Here is a 14,690-nt window from a genome sequence, read left to right on the forward strand (position 1 = left end):
CAACGATGACCGCCGCCTACGGTGCCGGCACGATCACCTTCACCCTCCGGCGTCGCCCGCGCACCACCTTGGACATCGCCGTAGACGACGAAGGAAACGTGATCGTCACCGCACCGGAGCACGCGGCGAACGAGGAGGTCGTGCGACGGGTCGCGCGGCACGGACGCTGGATCACCGCGCAGCGGCAGTACTTCGAGCAGTTCCGGCCGCGCACCCCGCCACGCACGTGGCTGCCCGGGGAGACACATCTGTACCTGGGACGGCAGTACCGGTTGCGCGTAGGCAACCCCGACGCGACCCATCGTCGCGTGCGCCTGATCCGCGGATTCTTGCTCGTCGACGGCGTGCGCTTCGGAGACGCCGACAAGACCGAGCGGCTGGTGCACGCCTGGTACCGGGATCGTGCGACGGAGGTCTTCGCGCGGCGACTTCACGAGTGCCTGCGGCGTTTCGACACAGCGGCGGTCGCCCCCGTCTCGATGCGCATCCGGGAGATGAGCACGCGTTGGGGATCGATGTCCCCGGGTGGCGTCCTCAGCCTCGCGCCGGCCCTCGTCCGCGCGCCGTCCGACGCGATCGACTACGTCATCACGCACGAGCTCGCCCATCGCATCGAGCCGCACCACGGACCGGCGTTCTGGCGCGTGCTGGCCGCGGCCATGCCGGATTACGAACGCCGCAAGACGCGGCTGGAGCGTGCTCTGGCCTGACCCGGCGGGGTCGGGCCAGAGCCGCTGACCTCTCCCCGCGCCCGCGCCGGCCGGCGGACCCGCGCGGCGGGGGTCATCCGGGCGACGGCTCGATGACCACGAGATCGGACCGCGGATAGCTCACGCACGGCAGGACGCGGCGCTCGCCGTCGGCCAGGGTCGTGACCGCCCCGTCGACCTCGCCGAACAGCAGCCGCGACTCGCACGTGCGGCAGGTACCAACGCGGCAGTCGTAGGGGGCTCGAGACCGGAGTCCTCGGCGACCTCGAGCAAGGTCTTCTCCGTCGCGGCCTCCCACGCCGTGTCCGGGCCGCCCTGCCCGAAGCGCACGAGCGCATCGGTCCGCCGAAGCGGCGCGAGAGGCGCGGACGCGGCGGCGGCGAAGTCCTCGGCGAACACCAGGTCGGGGTTCGCGCCCGCCGAGATCAGGCCCTCGCGCACGGCCTCGGCGAACTCCGGCGAGCCGCAGACATAGGCGTCGCTCTCGAACCACGGCACGTCCACCCGGCCGCCGGGGGTCGGGATGTAGTTGTCGCGCATCACCTCGACGACGCGCTCCGCGGTGATCCGCCCCTCGTGCACCTCGCCCACGGGCGGCTCGCCCGCGGGCCGGGTCAGGAACCAGTGCAGGTGCAGGTCGTCGTGCCCGGCGAAGACCCGCTCCAGCTCGTGGCGGAAGGCCGCCTCCTCGGGGGTGCGCACGCCGTAGAGCAGCCAGAGCGGCGGCATGCCCGGCCCGCGCTCGAGATGCGCCTGGATCATCGCGACCATCGGGGTGATCCCGATGCCCGCCGCCACCAGCACCACGGGGCGGAACGTGCCGCGATCGAGGTGGAACCGGCCGGCCGGTGCGCGCAGCTCCACGGACACCGCGCCCGATCCCGCACGCGCGAGCAGCCGGCTGCCCCGCCCGTCGGGTCGGACGCGCACGCTGATCCGGTAGCGCTCGGGGCGCGCCGAGAAGCTCGACAGGCTCCAGGTGCGCACGACGGGCTCCCGCCCTGCTTCCGCGAGGCGCACCACCACGTGCTGCCCCGCCCGGGGCGCCGGCAGGGCGCCGCGGTCGCGCGGACGCAGCGACACCGAGACGATCTCGGCCGTCTCGTCGACGACCTCGTCGACGTCGAACGGCCGCCATCCCTTCCACCCGCCCGCGTACGCGCCCGACTCGCGCTCGATGCCCGCGACCTTCAGGTCGAGCGTGGCGCGGACCGTGGCGCTGAGGTGCGGCGACGCGAGGGCCCGGTCGATGACGGCGCGCTCGTCCGGCGTGATGCGCGTGCCCGAATCGCACAGCCGGGACAGCTCGACGACGGTGGGCCGGTCGTCCTCCCCGCCCAAGGGGACGAACTCGTCGCCGGGCCGCGCGCGGCCCGGGCGCAGCACGCCGAGGTAGACGCCCGAGCGGCCCGACAGGCGGAACCGCCGCATGAACGTCTTGGGCTGACCCAGCCGCCACGTGAGCTTCCAGCACGGCACACGCGGCCCGGTGACCACGAGCTCGGCCTCGCCGAGGGCGAAGCGGTCGCCGACCCGCAGCAGCGACGCGTCCAGCACATCGACCGTCAGGTTCTCGGCGAAGTGCCCGTCGCCCCACGCCGCGCGGTCGGCGCCGAGCTCGGCGGCCCAGTGGTCGTAGCTCGCCCGGTCGAACGCATACAGGTGGTCGGTGTGCGCGGCGACCTCGTCCCCCTCGGCGCCGGCGTCGGTGACGCGCCACGGCTCGGGCACCGGCGACTTGACGTAGCCGGTGCGCACGACCTCGCCGTCGATGAGCTGCGGGCGGATCCTGCCCGCGTTGAAGCCCAGCAGTCTCATGTAGCGAGGCTAGGGAAGGACGACCCGCGGGGCGACGTGGCGGGGGCCCACAGTGTCGCCCCCGGTTGTGCCGCCGCCACAGCGGCGACGGGCACGACCGGGGGCGCGCCGCGGGTCACCAGTGCACGGTCTGCCCCAGCAGGTTCAGCCCTGCGGCCGCATCCCACGTCCCGACGTTCGCGGTCCGGACCGCGAACCGCGGGTCGTCCGCGGTGCCGGCGTCGGCCGCGGGAAGGCCGAGCGCGAGCTCGTACGTCCCCGACCCCACGTCGGCGGCGGGGATCTCCGCCGTCAGCGTCGTCGTCGTGCCCGGCGCCCACCGGCGGGCGTCGCCGCCGGTGGCGAACGGCAGCTCGACGCGGCGATCGCCGTCGGCGAGCACGAGCACGGCGTCGCGGGGGTTGTACGGGGCGGCCCAGCCGTCGTTCCGCACCTCGACGGTGACCTGGGCGCCCGTCGCGGTCTGCTCGACCTCGCTGCGCGTCAGCACGAAGCGGTAGCCGAGCCGGCGGGCCGTCTCGGCGAGGCCCTCCGTGCCCCAGCTCGCCAGGACGTCCTGGTGGTAGTCGCGGTTGAGGTAGCTGTAGTGGTACCGGGCGAGCTCCGCGCTCGCGCTCGGCCACTCGGACCGCGGCGGGTTGACGTTGCAGGTCTCGCCCCCGACGGGCACGAACGCGCTGTCCGCCTCGAGGTACTCCTGGTCGAGCTCGATCGGGTCGGACAGGAACGTGCCCCAGTCGTCCGGCGCGGCCAGGAGGCAGTCGTTGTGGTGCCCGATGCGGGACGCGTCGCTGCCGCTGTAGGCGTCCGACGGGTCGATCGCGCCCGCCGCGCCGGTCGGGACGTCGAGCTGCCGCTGCTTCGCCAGCATCGTGCGCACCTGCACGCCGCGCTCGGGCGGCAGCGCCTCGAGCAGCGCGTCGACGACGGCGGCCCGGCTCTCCCAGTCGGCGTCGGTCACGGTGCCGGGGTCGGCGGGATCCGTCACGAAGTGGTCGGTGTAGTAGCCCTCGCCCCAGAGCCCCACGAACCCGCTCTGGACCACCGGCACGACGTCGGCGTTGCGCTGCAGGACGGGGGCGAGCTGGTCGATGTGGGCGAGCACGACGTCGAGCGGAGCGTCCCCGTAGGGCGGCACGTACGGCCAGTCGCCGCCCTGCGCGTACGCGAAGCGCGTGATGACCGAGACGCCGGCCTCACGAGCGGCGTCGAAGTCGGCCTGCACCAGGTCGAGGAAGGCCGGGTCGAGCGTCGGGCTGTCGACGAACGCCTCCAGGTAGAACACCCGGAGGATCTGGGTGATGCCCTCGGCGCGATAGCCCGCGAGGACCCCCGGGTCGAGCGGGACGTACCCCGATCCGTCCGCCCGGTAGTGCGTCTCGGTGTGGTGGTAGAAGCCGCGCTCCGGGTTGGCGATGACGGAGCCGTCCTCCTCGTAGAGGACCACGACGGGATCGTCGGACGCGGTCGCGGCGGAGGCGCCGACGGGCGCCAGGGCGGCCAGGACGAGCACTGCCGTCCCGAGCGTGGTGATGAGCTTGCGCATGGAGACCTCTCTTGCTGTCGTGACGATCGGGCTCACTTGAGCCCGCTGGAGGCGAGACCGTCGATGACCCGGCGCTGCAGCACGATGAACGCGATCAGCACGGGCGCCATGGCGAGCACGCTCGCGGCCATGGCGACGGGGTAGTCGGTGGTGCGGTCGCTCAGCAGCGTGGCCAGGCCCGCCGAGAGCGGCATGTCCGCGCTGTAGCTCGTGACGACCAGCGGCCACAGCAGCTCGTTCCACGACCACAGCACCGTCGTGATCGCGAGCACGCTCATGGTCGGAGCGGCGAGGGGCAGCATGACGCGCCAGAAGATCTGCCAGGTGTTCGCGCCGTCGAGGCGCGCGGCCTCCTCGAGCTCCTGCGGCATCGACAGGAACGCCGTGCGCATGAGGAAGGTGCCGAAGGCGCTGAAGAGGCCGGGCAGGACGAGGCCGCCGATGCTGTTTAGCAGGCCGAGGCCCTGCACGATCTGGTACTGCGACAGGAGGTACACCTGGGACGGCACCATCAGGATCGACAGCACGATCGCCAGGAGCACCCCTCGCCCCCGGAAGCGCAGGCGCGCGAACGCGTAGCCGGCCATCGTGCACAGCACGAGCTGCGCGACGGTGCGGATCGCGGTGATCAGCACCGAGGTGCCGAACTGCTGGAAGAACGGCAGCCGCTCGAACACCGCCACGTAGTTGCCCCACTGCAGCTCGCCGGGCCAGAACACGGGCGTCACGCTCTGCACCTGGGCGTTCGTGGACAGCGACATGATGAGCTGCCACACGAACGGGAACGCCATGATCAGCGCGCCCAGCCCCAGCACCAGATGGGCGACGGCGTGCTCGCCGCGGGCTCCCGTGCGGCGGGCGCGGGCACGGGCCGCACGGGCCGCGGACGGCCGGCCGTCGGCGGGGTCGCGGCGGCGCGTGGTGATGACCTCCGTCGCCGTGCGGAGGGACTCGGTGCGGAGAGCGTCAGTCATTGTGCACCCATCGCCGCTGCATCCGGAACTGGATCAGGGTGACGCAGCCGATGATCACGAAGATGACCATCGCGACCGCCGCGGCGAAGCCCTTCTCGTTGTTCACGAAGCCGGCCTGGTAGAAGTAGTAGACGAGGGACATGCTCTTCGGCAGCGAGGCGTTGGTGGCCGTCGTGCCGAGGATCGCGTAGAGCAGATCGAAGAGCTGGAAGCACGCGATGACCGTGACGATCGTCACGAAGAAGATGCTCGGTGTGAGCAGCGGCACCGTGATCGCGCGGAACTGGCGCCAGCGGCTCGCGCCGTCGAGCGACGCCGCCTCGTAGAGCTCCGGCGGGATGTTCTTCAGGCCCGCCGCGAGGACGATCATCGAGAAGCCCAGCGATGACCACAGCCCGACGATCGCCACGGCGACGATCGCGAAGCCGGGCGTGCTGGTCCAGTAGGGACCGTCGATGCCCACGAGTCCGAGCGCGTGGTTGACCAGCCCGAAGTCGCCGTTGAAGATGATGCGCCAGACGAACGCGATCGCCGTCGGCATGGCGACGTACGGCAGGAAGAACAGCACGCGGTACACGGCGGCGAAGCGCAGTCCGGGCAGGTTCAGGATGCTCGCGAGCCCCACGGCGATCGGCACGCCGACCAGCACGATCGCGGTGTACAGCAGCGTGTTGCCGAGCGAGAGGTAGAAGTTCGGCTCGGTGAACAGACGCGCGTAGTTCTCGATCCCGGCGAAGGCGGCGTCGCCGAAGACGCCGAAGCTGGTGAGCGAGAACCCGGCCGTCTGCACGATCGGCCAGAGGTAGAACACGCCGATGCCGAGCAGCAGCGGCCCCACGAACAGCAGGGCCCACCAGCCGTCGTGCGGGGCACGACGGCTGGTGGGCCGGACGGCGTCCGTCAAGGCGTCTCCTTCGCGAGCGCCTCGTCCATCTTCTCGGCGAGCTCGGCCGTGACGTCCTCCACCGTCCGCTCGCCGGAGAACGCCTGCGGCAGCAGCTCCGACTCCAGCGCGTTCCAGGCGGAGGTGTTCGCCGACACCGGCAGCGGGACCGAGTAGTCGACGGCGTCGAGGAACACCTGCAGGTCGACGTCGGGCATCGAGGCGGTGAAGGCCTCTTGCGTGCCCTCGTAGGCGGGGATGATCGACCCGGCCTCGCCGAGCCGGAGCTGGGCCTCCTCGCCCGCGAGGTAGGCCTGCAGCGCCTGCGCGGCCTGCTTGTTCTCCGACGACGACGCGACCACGTTCGCGACGCCGTGGATGACGGTGGCCTGCTCCTCACCCCGGGGCAGGGGCAGCACGTCCACGCTGTCGGCGAAGGGCACGTCGACGAGCGCCGGTCGGAACCAGCTGCCGCCCCAGTACATCGCCAGCTTGCCGGAGGTGAACCACTGGTCCGCCGACGTGTCGGTCAGCTGCGACATCGACGGCGAGCCCCCCGAGGCGATCAGGTCGGCCCAGAACTGCAGGCCCGCCTGCGTCGCGGGCTCGGTGTACCCCGAGGCGCCGTCCTCGACGATCGCGCCGCCGGCCTGGAACACCGTGTCGTAGTAGGTGGTCTGCCCGTCCATCCCGCCGGCCGCACCGTAGGAGCCCTCGTCGGCGAGCGCCTCGGAGATCTCCGCGGCGGCGTCCTGGAAGTCCTCCCAGGTCCAGTCGGCGGAGGGCACCTCGACGCCGGCTCGGTCGAACAGCTCGGTGTTGATCCAGACGCCGATGGTGTCGAAGTCCTTCGGCACCCCGTAGCTCACATCGTCCACGGTGTAGAGGTCGACGAGGGACTCCGGGTACTTGGCCGGGTCGATGTCGCCCGCGTCCACGGCACCGGTGATCGGCTCGATCTTGCCGCCCAGCGCGTAGAGCTGGATGTTCGGGCCGTTCATCCAGAACACGTCGGGCAGGGTGTCGCTGGACGCCTGGGTCTGCAGCTTCGTCCAGTACTCGCTGAAGGGCGTCACGCTGAGGTTCACGGTGATGTCGGGGTACTGCTCGTTGAACGCGGCGATGCTCTCCTCGAGCGCGGGCACCTGGTTCTGGTCCCACAGCCCGTAGGTGATCGTCGCGGACAGGTCGCTCGGCGCCGTCTCGTAGGCACCGGACTCGGCGGGGCCGCCGCCGCCGCACGCTGTGGTGGTCAGCGCGACGGCGCCGCCGAGGGCGAGGGCGCCCGCGGCACGACGCGCGAAGGGGGTTCGGATCATCGGTCTTTCCTCTCGGGGGACTGCTGCAGGGGTGGGGGGGTCTCTCGGGTGAAGTGCGACAGCACGGACTGGGGGAGCGGAGGCACGTCGAACGGACGGGATCCGTCGCGGAGCGACTGCGCCGCCAGCGCGCCGGCTGCGACGGCCGCGCGTGCGGCGAGGGGCGACACGACGGTGGGCTCGCCGTGGACGAGGTGTCGCAGGAACTCGCGCATCGTGTCGAGGTCGGCGTCGCCGTGGCCGCTGGCGACGCCCTCGATGGGGTGCTCGGCGTCGCCCGTCACCGACCATTCGCGACGCCGGTCCCAGACCTTGACCACGCCGCCGGCGGTGTCGCCGACGTTCTCGAGGCGCCCCTCCGTGCCGATCACGGTGTAGTTGCGCCAGTAGTCCGGCGTGAAGTGGCACTGCTCGTAGCTGGCGAGGACGCCGTTGTCGAGCGTCATCATCATCATCGACACGTCCTCGACGTCGACGACCGGGTTGAGGCCCGTGGCCGCCGTCGCCGGCCAGTTGTCGAACGAGAACCAGTCGGGCATCGTCTCGCCGACGCGCTCGCGCCGGTCCTGGACGTCGCCGTAGACCATGAGCGAGCCCATGCCCACCACGCGACGCGTGTACGCGCCCGCGAGGTAGTGCACGACGTCGAGGTCGTGGCTGGCCTTCTGCAGCAGCAGGGTGTTCGTGCGCGACCGGTCTGCGTGCCAGTCCTTGAAGTAGTAGTCGCCGCCGTTCCCGACGAAGTGGCGCACCCAGATTGTCTTGACCTCGCCGATGTCCCCGCGGTCCACGATCTCCTTCATGCGCCTCACCACGGCGGCGTGGCGGAAGTTGTGGCCGACGTAGAGCGGGGTGCCCGTCCGCGCGGCCTCGGCCAGCACGCGGTCGGCGTCGGCGAGCGTGGTCGCGAGCGGCTTCTCGAGGTAGACCGCGACGCCCGCCGCGAGGAGCGCGACGGCGATGTCGGCGTGGGTGTCGTCCGGCGAGGTGACGATGGCGGCGTCGACGTCCTCGGCGGCCAGGAGCGACGCGACGTCGGCGTGGGTCGGCACGCCCGGGAAGAGCTCGGCCGAGCGCGCGCGACCGGTCTGCGACGGGTCGACGGTCGCGACGACCCGGGCGCCCGGGTGCGCGGCGGGGACGTGATGGGCGATGACGCTGCGCGCGCCGATGCCAACCACGGCGACGCGGACGCCGGCCTCGATGGGTCCTCCGGGACGTGTCATCAGACGCTCACCTCACTGTGCATGCACCTCATCATGCATCGCCTGAGCGATTTTGTCACTGTGTGGGCATAAACGAGCATGACTAGACATTAGGGTCGGTCATCCGGTGCGACCACATCGGCCACGGAGGTTTTACGCGACCGAAACACACGACGGTCCCCAGGGGGATGCGCGCTCGCGACACGACCACCGCGCGATCGACGGCGAGCGCCGGAGAGCGTGCCCGCCCACGGCGCCGAAGGCTCAGCGGACGGGCGGCGCCACCACCACGTCGACGCTGGCCTTGTCGAACTGCGCCGCGACGCGGGCCGGCAGGGGGGCGTCGGTGACCAGCACGTCGACGGTCTCGAGCGACCCGATGCGCGCGAACGTGCTGCGTCCGATCTTCGTCTGGTCGGCCGCGACGACCACTCGCCGCGCGACAGCGGCGATGTGCCTGCTCGCGTCCGCCTCGCCCTCGTGCAGGGTGGTCGCGCCGAACTCCGCGGTGAGCCCGTCGACCCCGAGCACCGCCACGTCGAGGCTGAAGTCGCGCAGCGACGCGGACACGAGCGGGCCGATCAGCTCGTAGGACTGGCGGCGCGGCACGCCGCCCGTCACCACGATCTTGATGTTCTCGCGCACGGACGACTCGAACGCGATGTTCAGCGCGTTGGTCACGATCGTCACGCCCGGCTCGCCGGCGATCGAACGCATCCGCTCGCTGCGGCCGAGGGCGCGCGCCACCTCGGTGACCGTCGTCCCGCCGTTCATCCCGACGGTCGAGCCCGGATCGATCAGCGCCTCCACGGCCCGCGCGATCGCGAGCTTGGCGTCGGCCTGGCGAGCGATCTTGTACTGCAGCGGCAGCTCGTAGCCGGAGCCGAGGGCAGAGGCCCCGCCGTGCGTGCGCGTCACGAGGCGCTGATCGGCGAGCGTGTTCAGGTCGCGACGCGCGGTCGCCGTGGAGACCGCGAGCGTCTCGCTCACGTCGGCTATCGAGACGTTGCCGCGCTCGCTGATGAGCTCGAGCACCCGATTGAGCCGCTGCTGCTGATTCATGCGCACCCTCCCCGGTCATCGTCCCACACCGTGGATTGACGTCCGTGATTGATTCTGCTCAAATACTCCTTAAACGATCACACATGATCGCAGAGGCGTCTTCCGGTCTCCGCGAGTGGTCCCGCACCGAGGAAAGAAGAACGATGACCCGCACCTTCGTCGACGACGAGATCGCCTCCCAGCCGCAGGTCTGGGCAGAGGCCGCGACGCTGGCCGGGTCGTCGCCCGACGCGCTGCCCCGAACGGGCGAGCGCGTCGCCTTCGTCGGCTGCGGCACCAGCTGGTTCGTCGCGATGGCGATCGCCGTGCGCCGCGAATCGCTGGGCCTCGGCGAGTCCGACGCCTTCGCGGGCAGCGAGTTCCCCGACGGCCGCGCCTACGACCGCGTCGTCGCCATCTCGCGCTCGGGGACGACGACCGAGATCGTCGACCTGCTGCAGCGCGTCGACGGGCCCACCACGCTCATCACCGCGGTCGCCGACTCGCCGGCGGCGGCGCACGCGGACGACACCGTCGCCCTGCCGTTCGCCGACGAGCGGTCGGTGGTGCAGACCCGCTTCGCTACCAGCGTCGTCGCGCTGCTGCGCGCGCACCTCGGCGAGGACCTCGCCGCTGCCATCGCCGACGCGCGGAAGGCGCTGGAGATCGACGTCACCGCCCTCACCTCCGTCGACCAGTGCTCGTTCGTGGCGACCGGCTGGGCCGTCGGGCTCACCTACGAGGCGGCGCTCAAGACGCGCGAGGCAGCGCAGTTCTGGGCCGAGTCCTACCCCGCGATGGACTACCGCCACGGGCCGATCTCGATCGCCCAGCCCGGACGCCTCGTCTGGAGCCTCGGCGGCACGCCCGACGGGCTGCCCGCGGAGGTCGCCGCCACCGGCGCCACGTTCGTCGAGCACGACCTCGACCCGCTCGCGCGCCTCGTCGTGGCGCAGCGGTTCGCGATCGCGCTGTCGAAGTCGAAGGGCCTCGACCCCGACCGCCCGCGTTCGCTCACCCGCTCCGTCATCCTCACGTGAGCGCGGCGGTGATCGGCGTCGACGTCGGCGGCACCACCGTCAAGGCGGTCGCCGTCGCGGACGGCCGCATCGTCGCCGAGCTGCGACGCCCCACCCCCTCCCCCGACCCGACCGGCTCCGGGGTCGTCGAGACGGTGGCGGACGCGGTCGCCGGGCTCACGCCGTCGCCGGAGGCGCCGGTCGGCGTCGTCGTGCCGGGCATCGTCGACGAGGCCCGCGGGGTGGCGGTGCACGCCGCCAACCTGGGCTGGCGCGACGTCCCCCTCCGCCGCCTGCTGGGCGAACGCCTCGGCCGCGAGGTCGCGTTCGGCCACGACGTGCGCGCCGGAGCCCTCGCCGAGGCGCGGCTCGGGGCCGCGCGCGCCGCCGAGGGCGTCGTCGCCTTCGTCCCGATCGGCACGGGCATCGCCGCCGCGCTCCTGGTGGACGGCCGCCCGATCGCGTCCGACGGCTGGGCGGGCGAGATCGGTCAGCCGCTCATCGCGCACGGTCCGCACGCCGGCCGGCGCGTCGAGGAGATCGCCTCGGCCGCCGGCACCGCCGCGCGCGCGGGTCTGCCCGACGCGCGCGCGGTCGTGGAGCGGGTGCGAGCGGGCGACCCCGCCTCCGTGGCCGTGTGGCGCGACACCGTCGACGTGCTCGCCGACGCCCTGACGAGTCTCGTCGCCGCCGTCTCGCCGCGGACCGTGGTGCTCGGCGGCGGCCTCGCTCTCGCCGGCGACACCCTTCTCGTCCCCCTGGCGGACGCCCTCCGCGCGCGGATGGGACAGCTGCGCCCACCGCGCCTGGTCACCGCCGCACTGGGCGACCGCGCCGCCGCGCTCGGCGCGGCGCTGCTCGCGACGGACGGCCCGTGACCACGCCGCAGCTGATCGTGGCCGCGCTTCCCGGAGACGACGGAGGCACCGCACCGGGCTGGCTGCTCGTCGAGAGCGGGATGGTGCGCGAGCGCGGCGAGGGCGCCGTGCCCGACCGCCTGCGCGGACGGCTTCCCGAGCACCGCGCGGAGCTCGTGCTGCCGGGCCTGGTCGACATCCATGTGCACGGCGCCCGCGGGGCCGACTTCTCGCACCCCGGCGTCGACCCCGAGCCGGCGATCGCTCACCACCGGTCCGACGGCGCCACCACGCTGATCGCCTCGCTCGCGACGGGCACCCCCGAGGACACCGCGCTGCGCATCCGCGAGCTGCGGCCGCTCGTGCGGGAGGGCCGCCTCGCGGGACTGCACCTCGAGGGGCCCTGGCTGTCGCCCGAGCGACGTGGCGCGCACTCCGCCGCCCTGCTGCGGGCGCCGCGCCCCGACGAGGTGGAGAGGCTGATCGAGGCCGGCGACGGCGCCGTCCGCGTGGTGACCCTCGCGCCGGAGCTGCCCGGGGCCCTCGACGCGATCCGCGCCCTCGTGCGGCACGGGGTCGTCGCCGCCATCGGACACAGCGACGCGGACGCCGCGACCGCGGCGCGCGCGATGGACGCCGGCGCCACGCTGGTCACCCACCTCTTCAACGGCATGCGTCCCTTCCACCACCGCGACCCCGGCGTCGCCGGCGCGGCGCTCGGCGACGAGCGCGCCGCCGTCGAGCTCATCGCCGACGGCCGGCACGTGGACGACGCCGCGATCGACGTGGTGCTGCGCGCGGCGGCCGACCGGCTCGTCCTCGTCTCCGACGCGATGGCGGCGACCGGCCTCGGCGACGGCGCCTACGAGCTCGCCGGGTCCCGCGTCGTGGTCGACGACGGCGTGGCGCGGCTCGCGGGCGGCGGGTCGCTCGCGGGGAGCACGACGACGCTCGGCGCCGCGGTGAGCCGGCTGCTGGGACGCGGCGTCCCTGCCGCGACGCTGGCGGAGGCGGCGTCGGCGCGGCCCGCGCGCGTGGCCGGGCTCGCGGCGTCGACGCTGCGCGCGGGAGACCGCGCCGACCTCGTCGCGTTCGGCGCCGACGGCTCGCGCCGCACGATGAAGGACGGCCGATGGCTCGTCTCCTGATCGTGACCCCCAATCCCGCGATCGACGTGACGTACGCGGTGGCGCGGCAGCGGCTCGGCGAGACCCTGCGCGTCCAGGACGTGCGGCGGCTGCCCGGGGGGAAGGGGATCAACGTCGCCCGGGTGCTGCGCGCGCTCGGCGGCGACGTGGCCACGCTGCAGCCCCTCGGCGGTGCGTCCGGAGACTGGGTCGCCGACCGGCTCGCCCGGCTGGGGGTGCCGGTCCTGCCCTGGACCATCGCCGGCGAGACCCGCACGACGGTGGCGGTGGTCGACGGGGACGCGCATCCCACCCTGCTCGCGGAGCCCGGCCCCGCGCTCTCGGACGCGGAGTGGGCGGAGGCGGGCGACGCGGTGGCCCGCGCGGTCCGCGCCGGCGACTGGGTCGTGGTCGCCGGGTCGTTCCCGCCGGGCACCACCCCGGAGAGGATCGCGTCGCTCGTCGCCGCGGCACACGCCCGCGGGGCCCGCATCGCCGTGGACACGAGCGGGCCGATGCTGCTCGCAGCCGCCGAGGCGGGCGCCGACGTCGTCAAGGCCAACGAGGGCGAGGTCGCGGAGGCCACCGGACACGACGACCGCGACGCCGCCCTGCGCCTGCTCGCTCGGTCGGGCGCGGTGGTCGTGATGTCGCGCGGCGCGCGCGGCGCCCTGCTGCGCACGCCCGACGGCGCCGTGCACGAGCAGCCCGCGGTGCCCGGCGTCGACGGCAACCCCACCGGCGCCGGCGACGCCGCGACGGCCGGGCTGATCGCCGCCCTCGCCGCGGGGCTCGGCCCTCGCGACGCCCTCGCCTGGGCGGCGGTCTGCGGCGCCGCGGCGGTGCTGAGCCCCGTCGCCGGTGAGATCGACGTCGATGCGCTGCCGCTGCTCTCGGCCCGTCTGTCCCCGCCGCCCTCCCACCCCCTGCCCCGCGCAGATCCCGATTGGAGACCCGCCCCGTGATCGCCACCCCCCTGACCGACATCGTCTCCACGGCCCGGCGCGGCCGCACCGGCCTCGGCGCGTTCAACGTCGTGCTGCTCGAGCACGCCGAGGCGATCGCCGAGGGCGCCGAGAGCGCCGGCCTGCCGGTGGTGTTCCAGATCAGCCAGAACTGCGTCGCGTACCACGGCAGCCTCGCGCCGATCGCGCGCGCGACGCTCAGCATCTCGGACGCGCTCTCGGTGCCCTCGCTCGTGCACCTCGATCACGCGGACGACGTCGAGCTGGTGCACGAGGCGGTCGAGCTGGGACTGCACAGCGTGATGTTCGACGCGTCGACGCTGCCGTACGACGAGAACGTCGCGCTCACCCGCGACGTCGCCCGGCACTGCCACGAGCGCGGAGTGCGGGTGGAGGCCGAGCTGGGCGAGGTGGGCGGCAAGGACGGCGTGCACGCCCCGGGGGCGCGCACCGACCCGGCCGAGGCCGAGCGGTTCGTGACGGCGACCGGCATAGACTGGCTCGCCGTGGCCGTCGGCACCTCGCACGCGATGACGACCCGGGAGGCCGCCGTCGACGACGCGCTCATCGGGCGTCTCGCCGCCGCGACCCCGGCACCGCTCGTGCTGCACGGCTCGTCGGGTCTGTCCGACGAGCAGCTCGGGCTGGCGGTGCGCGCCGGGATGACGAAGGTCAACATCTCGACGCACCTGAACGCGCTCTTCACCGACGCCGTGCGCGACGCCATGTCCGAGGGGCGGGTCGACCCGCGCCGCTACGTCGCCCCGGGCCGCGAGGCGGTGGGCGCGGAGGTCGCGCGACTGCTGACGCTCCTGGCGGCTGCGTGACCGACCGCGCGCGGATCCTGGGGCTCCCCGGAGGCCTTCCGGATCCCGACCCGACGGTGGTCTCCCGCCTGAGCGGCCTCCTCGGTCCCGAGGCGACCGTCCCGGACGAGCTGCGCCTCGCCGGCGTCTCGGACGACGGCGTCGCCGCGGCCCTGGCAGCGCTGGCTCCGGCGGCGCTAGCTGTACTCGGTCATGAGGTTGGTGACACTCGGCTGATCGGGGGTTGGCCACCGCAGGCGGTGTGTGGTCGAGCGTAGTTGTAGTGCTCGAGCCAGGGGGCGAGCGCGTCGGCGCGGTGCTGGTTGGAGGCGTAAGGCGCGCGGTAGGCCCAGTATTCCTGCATGGTGCGGTTGAAGCGCTCGGCCTTGCCGTTCTGCCAGGGGCAGTGCGGCTTTGTGG

At 73.3% G+C, this 14,690-nt stretch carries 14 protein-coding genes and 1 pseudogene; 6 read left to right on the plus strand and 9 right to left on the minus strand.

Annotation, left to right across the window (positions count from 1 at the left end):
- Positions 1 to 5: 5 nt before the first annotated feature.
- Positions 6 to 710 carry a M48 family metallopeptidase gene (locus K5S26_RS17230; protein ID WP_246604206.1) on the plus strand — a complete coding sequence of 235 codons (705 nt, stop codon included), beginning with the start codon at positions 6 to 8 and terminating at the stop codon, positions 708 to 710.
- A gap of 73 nt (positions 711 to 783) precedes the next feature.
- Here K5S26_RS17230 and K5S26_RS19335 read toward each other — a convergent pair whose 3' ends face one another.
- From K5S26_RS19335 to K5S26_RS17265, 8 genes and pseudogenes are all read right to left on the minus strand, one after another.
- On the minus strand, positions 784 to 1,203 hold the full coding sequence (locus tag K5S26_RS19335; protein ID WP_372454424.1) for a 2Fe-2S iron-sulfur cluster-binding protein: 420 nt from the start codon (positions 1,201 to 1,203) through the stop codon (positions 784 to 786).
- Positions 1,158 to 2,528 (minus strand): annotated as a pseudogene (locus K5S26_RS17235) (MOSC domain-containing protein); the annotation flags it as partial. The gene K5S26_RS19335 and the pseudogene K5S26_RS17235, both read right to left, overlap by 46 nt.
- A 115-nt stretch (positions 2,529 to 2,643) precedes the next feature.
- Positions 2,644 to 4,074: a DUF4832 domain-containing protein gene (locus tag K5S26_RS17240; RefSeq protein WP_221860504.1), complete on the minus strand. Its 1,431-nt coding sequence runs from the start codon at positions 4,072 to 4,074 to the stop codon at positions 2,644 to 2,646.
- Between the two features lie 32 nt (positions 4,075 to 4,106).
- Positions 4,107 to 5,048 (minus strand): carbohydrate ABC transporter permease, encoded by a 942-nt coding sequence (locus tag K5S26_RS17245; RefSeq protein ID WP_221860506.1) that lies wholly within the window; start codon positions 5,046 to 5,048, stop codon positions 4,107 to 4,109.
- Complete coding sequence (locus K5S26_RS17250; RefSeq protein WP_221860507.1) at positions 5,041 to 5,952, minus strand: carbohydrate ABC transporter permease; 912 nt, start codon at positions 5,950 to 5,952, stop codon at positions 5,041 to 5,043. Before K5S26_RS17250 ends, K5S26_RS17245 begins: the two co-directional genes overlap by 8 nt.
- Positions 5,949 to 7,250, minus strand: coding sequence for an ABC transporter substrate-binding protein (locus tag K5S26_RS17255; RefSeq protein WP_221860509.1), 1,302 nt, complete (start codon positions 7,248 to 7,250; stop codon positions 5,949 to 5,951). Before K5S26_RS17255 ends, K5S26_RS17250 begins: the two co-directional genes overlap by 4 nt.
- On the minus strand, positions 7,247 to 8,476 hold the full coding sequence (locus K5S26_RS17260; protein WP_221860511.1) for a Gfo/Idh/MocA family protein: 1,230 nt from the start codon (positions 8,474 to 8,476) through the stop codon (positions 7,247 to 7,249). Before K5S26_RS17260 ends, K5S26_RS17255 begins: the two co-directional genes overlap by 4 nt.
- A 243-nt stretch (positions 8,477 to 8,719) precedes the next feature.
- Entirely contained in the window at positions 8,720 to 9,517 is a 798-nt protein-coding gene (locus K5S26_RS17265) for a DeoR/GlpR family DNA-binding transcription regulator (protein WP_221860513.1), read from the minus strand.
- 143 nt (positions 9,518 to 9,660) lie between these two features.
- On the opposite strand from K5S26_RS17265, the gene K5S26_RS17270 reads away from it, so the two are divergent.
- The 5 genes from K5S26_RS17270 to K5S26_RS17290 are packed head-to-tail and all read left to right on the plus strand — an operon-like array spanning position 9,661 to position 14,291.
- Positions 9,661 to 10,536 carry an SIS domain-containing protein gene (locus K5S26_RS17270; protein WP_221860514.1) on the plus strand — a complete coding sequence of 292 codons (876 nt, stop codon included), beginning with the start codon at positions 9,661 to 9,663 and terminating at the stop codon, positions 10,534 to 10,536.
- The gene (locus K5S26_RS17275; protein ID WP_221860516.1) at positions 10,533 to 11,393 is read left to right on the plus strand and encodes an ROK family protein; all 861 of its coding nucleotides are present in this window, start codon (positions 10,533 to 10,535) and stop codon (positions 11,391 to 11,393) included. The genes K5S26_RS17270 and K5S26_RS17275 overlap by 4 nt, the downstream gene beginning before the upstream one ends.
- Positions 11,390 to 12,520, plus strand: coding sequence for an N-acetylglucosamine-6-phosphate deacetylase (locus K5S26_RS17280; protein WP_221860518.1), 1,131 nt, complete (start codon positions 11,390 to 11,392; stop codon positions 12,518 to 12,520). Before K5S26_RS17275 ends, K5S26_RS17280 begins: the two co-directional genes overlap by 4 nt.
- Positions 12,505 to 13,464 (plus strand): 1-phosphofructokinase family hexose kinase, encoded by a 960-nt coding sequence (locus tag K5S26_RS17285; protein WP_221860520.1) that lies wholly within the window; start codon positions 12,505 to 12,507, stop codon positions 13,462 to 13,464. Before K5S26_RS17280 ends, K5S26_RS17285 begins: the two co-directional genes overlap by 16 nt.
- Entirely contained in the window at positions 13,461 to 14,291 is an 831-nt protein-coding gene (locus tag K5S26_RS17290) for a class II fructose-bisphosphate aldolase (RefSeq protein ID WP_221860522.1), read from the plus strand. Before K5S26_RS17285 ends, K5S26_RS17290 begins: the two co-directional genes overlap by 4 nt.
- Positions 14,292 to 14,481: 190 nt before the next feature.
- On the opposite strand, the gene K5S26_RS17295 is transcribed toward K5S26_RS17290, so the two are convergent.
- Positions 14,482 to 14,690 (minus strand): integrase core domain-containing protein (locus K5S26_RS17295; protein WP_221860196.1); only part of this gene is annotated, 209 nt, incomplete at its 5' end.

Origin of the sequence: Microbacterium marinilacus (genome assembly GCF_019753765.1) — a bacterium.
Taxonomy (GTDB): Bacteria; Actinomycetota; Actinomycetes; order Actinomycetales; family Microbacteriaceae; genus Microbacterium; species Microbacterium marinilacus.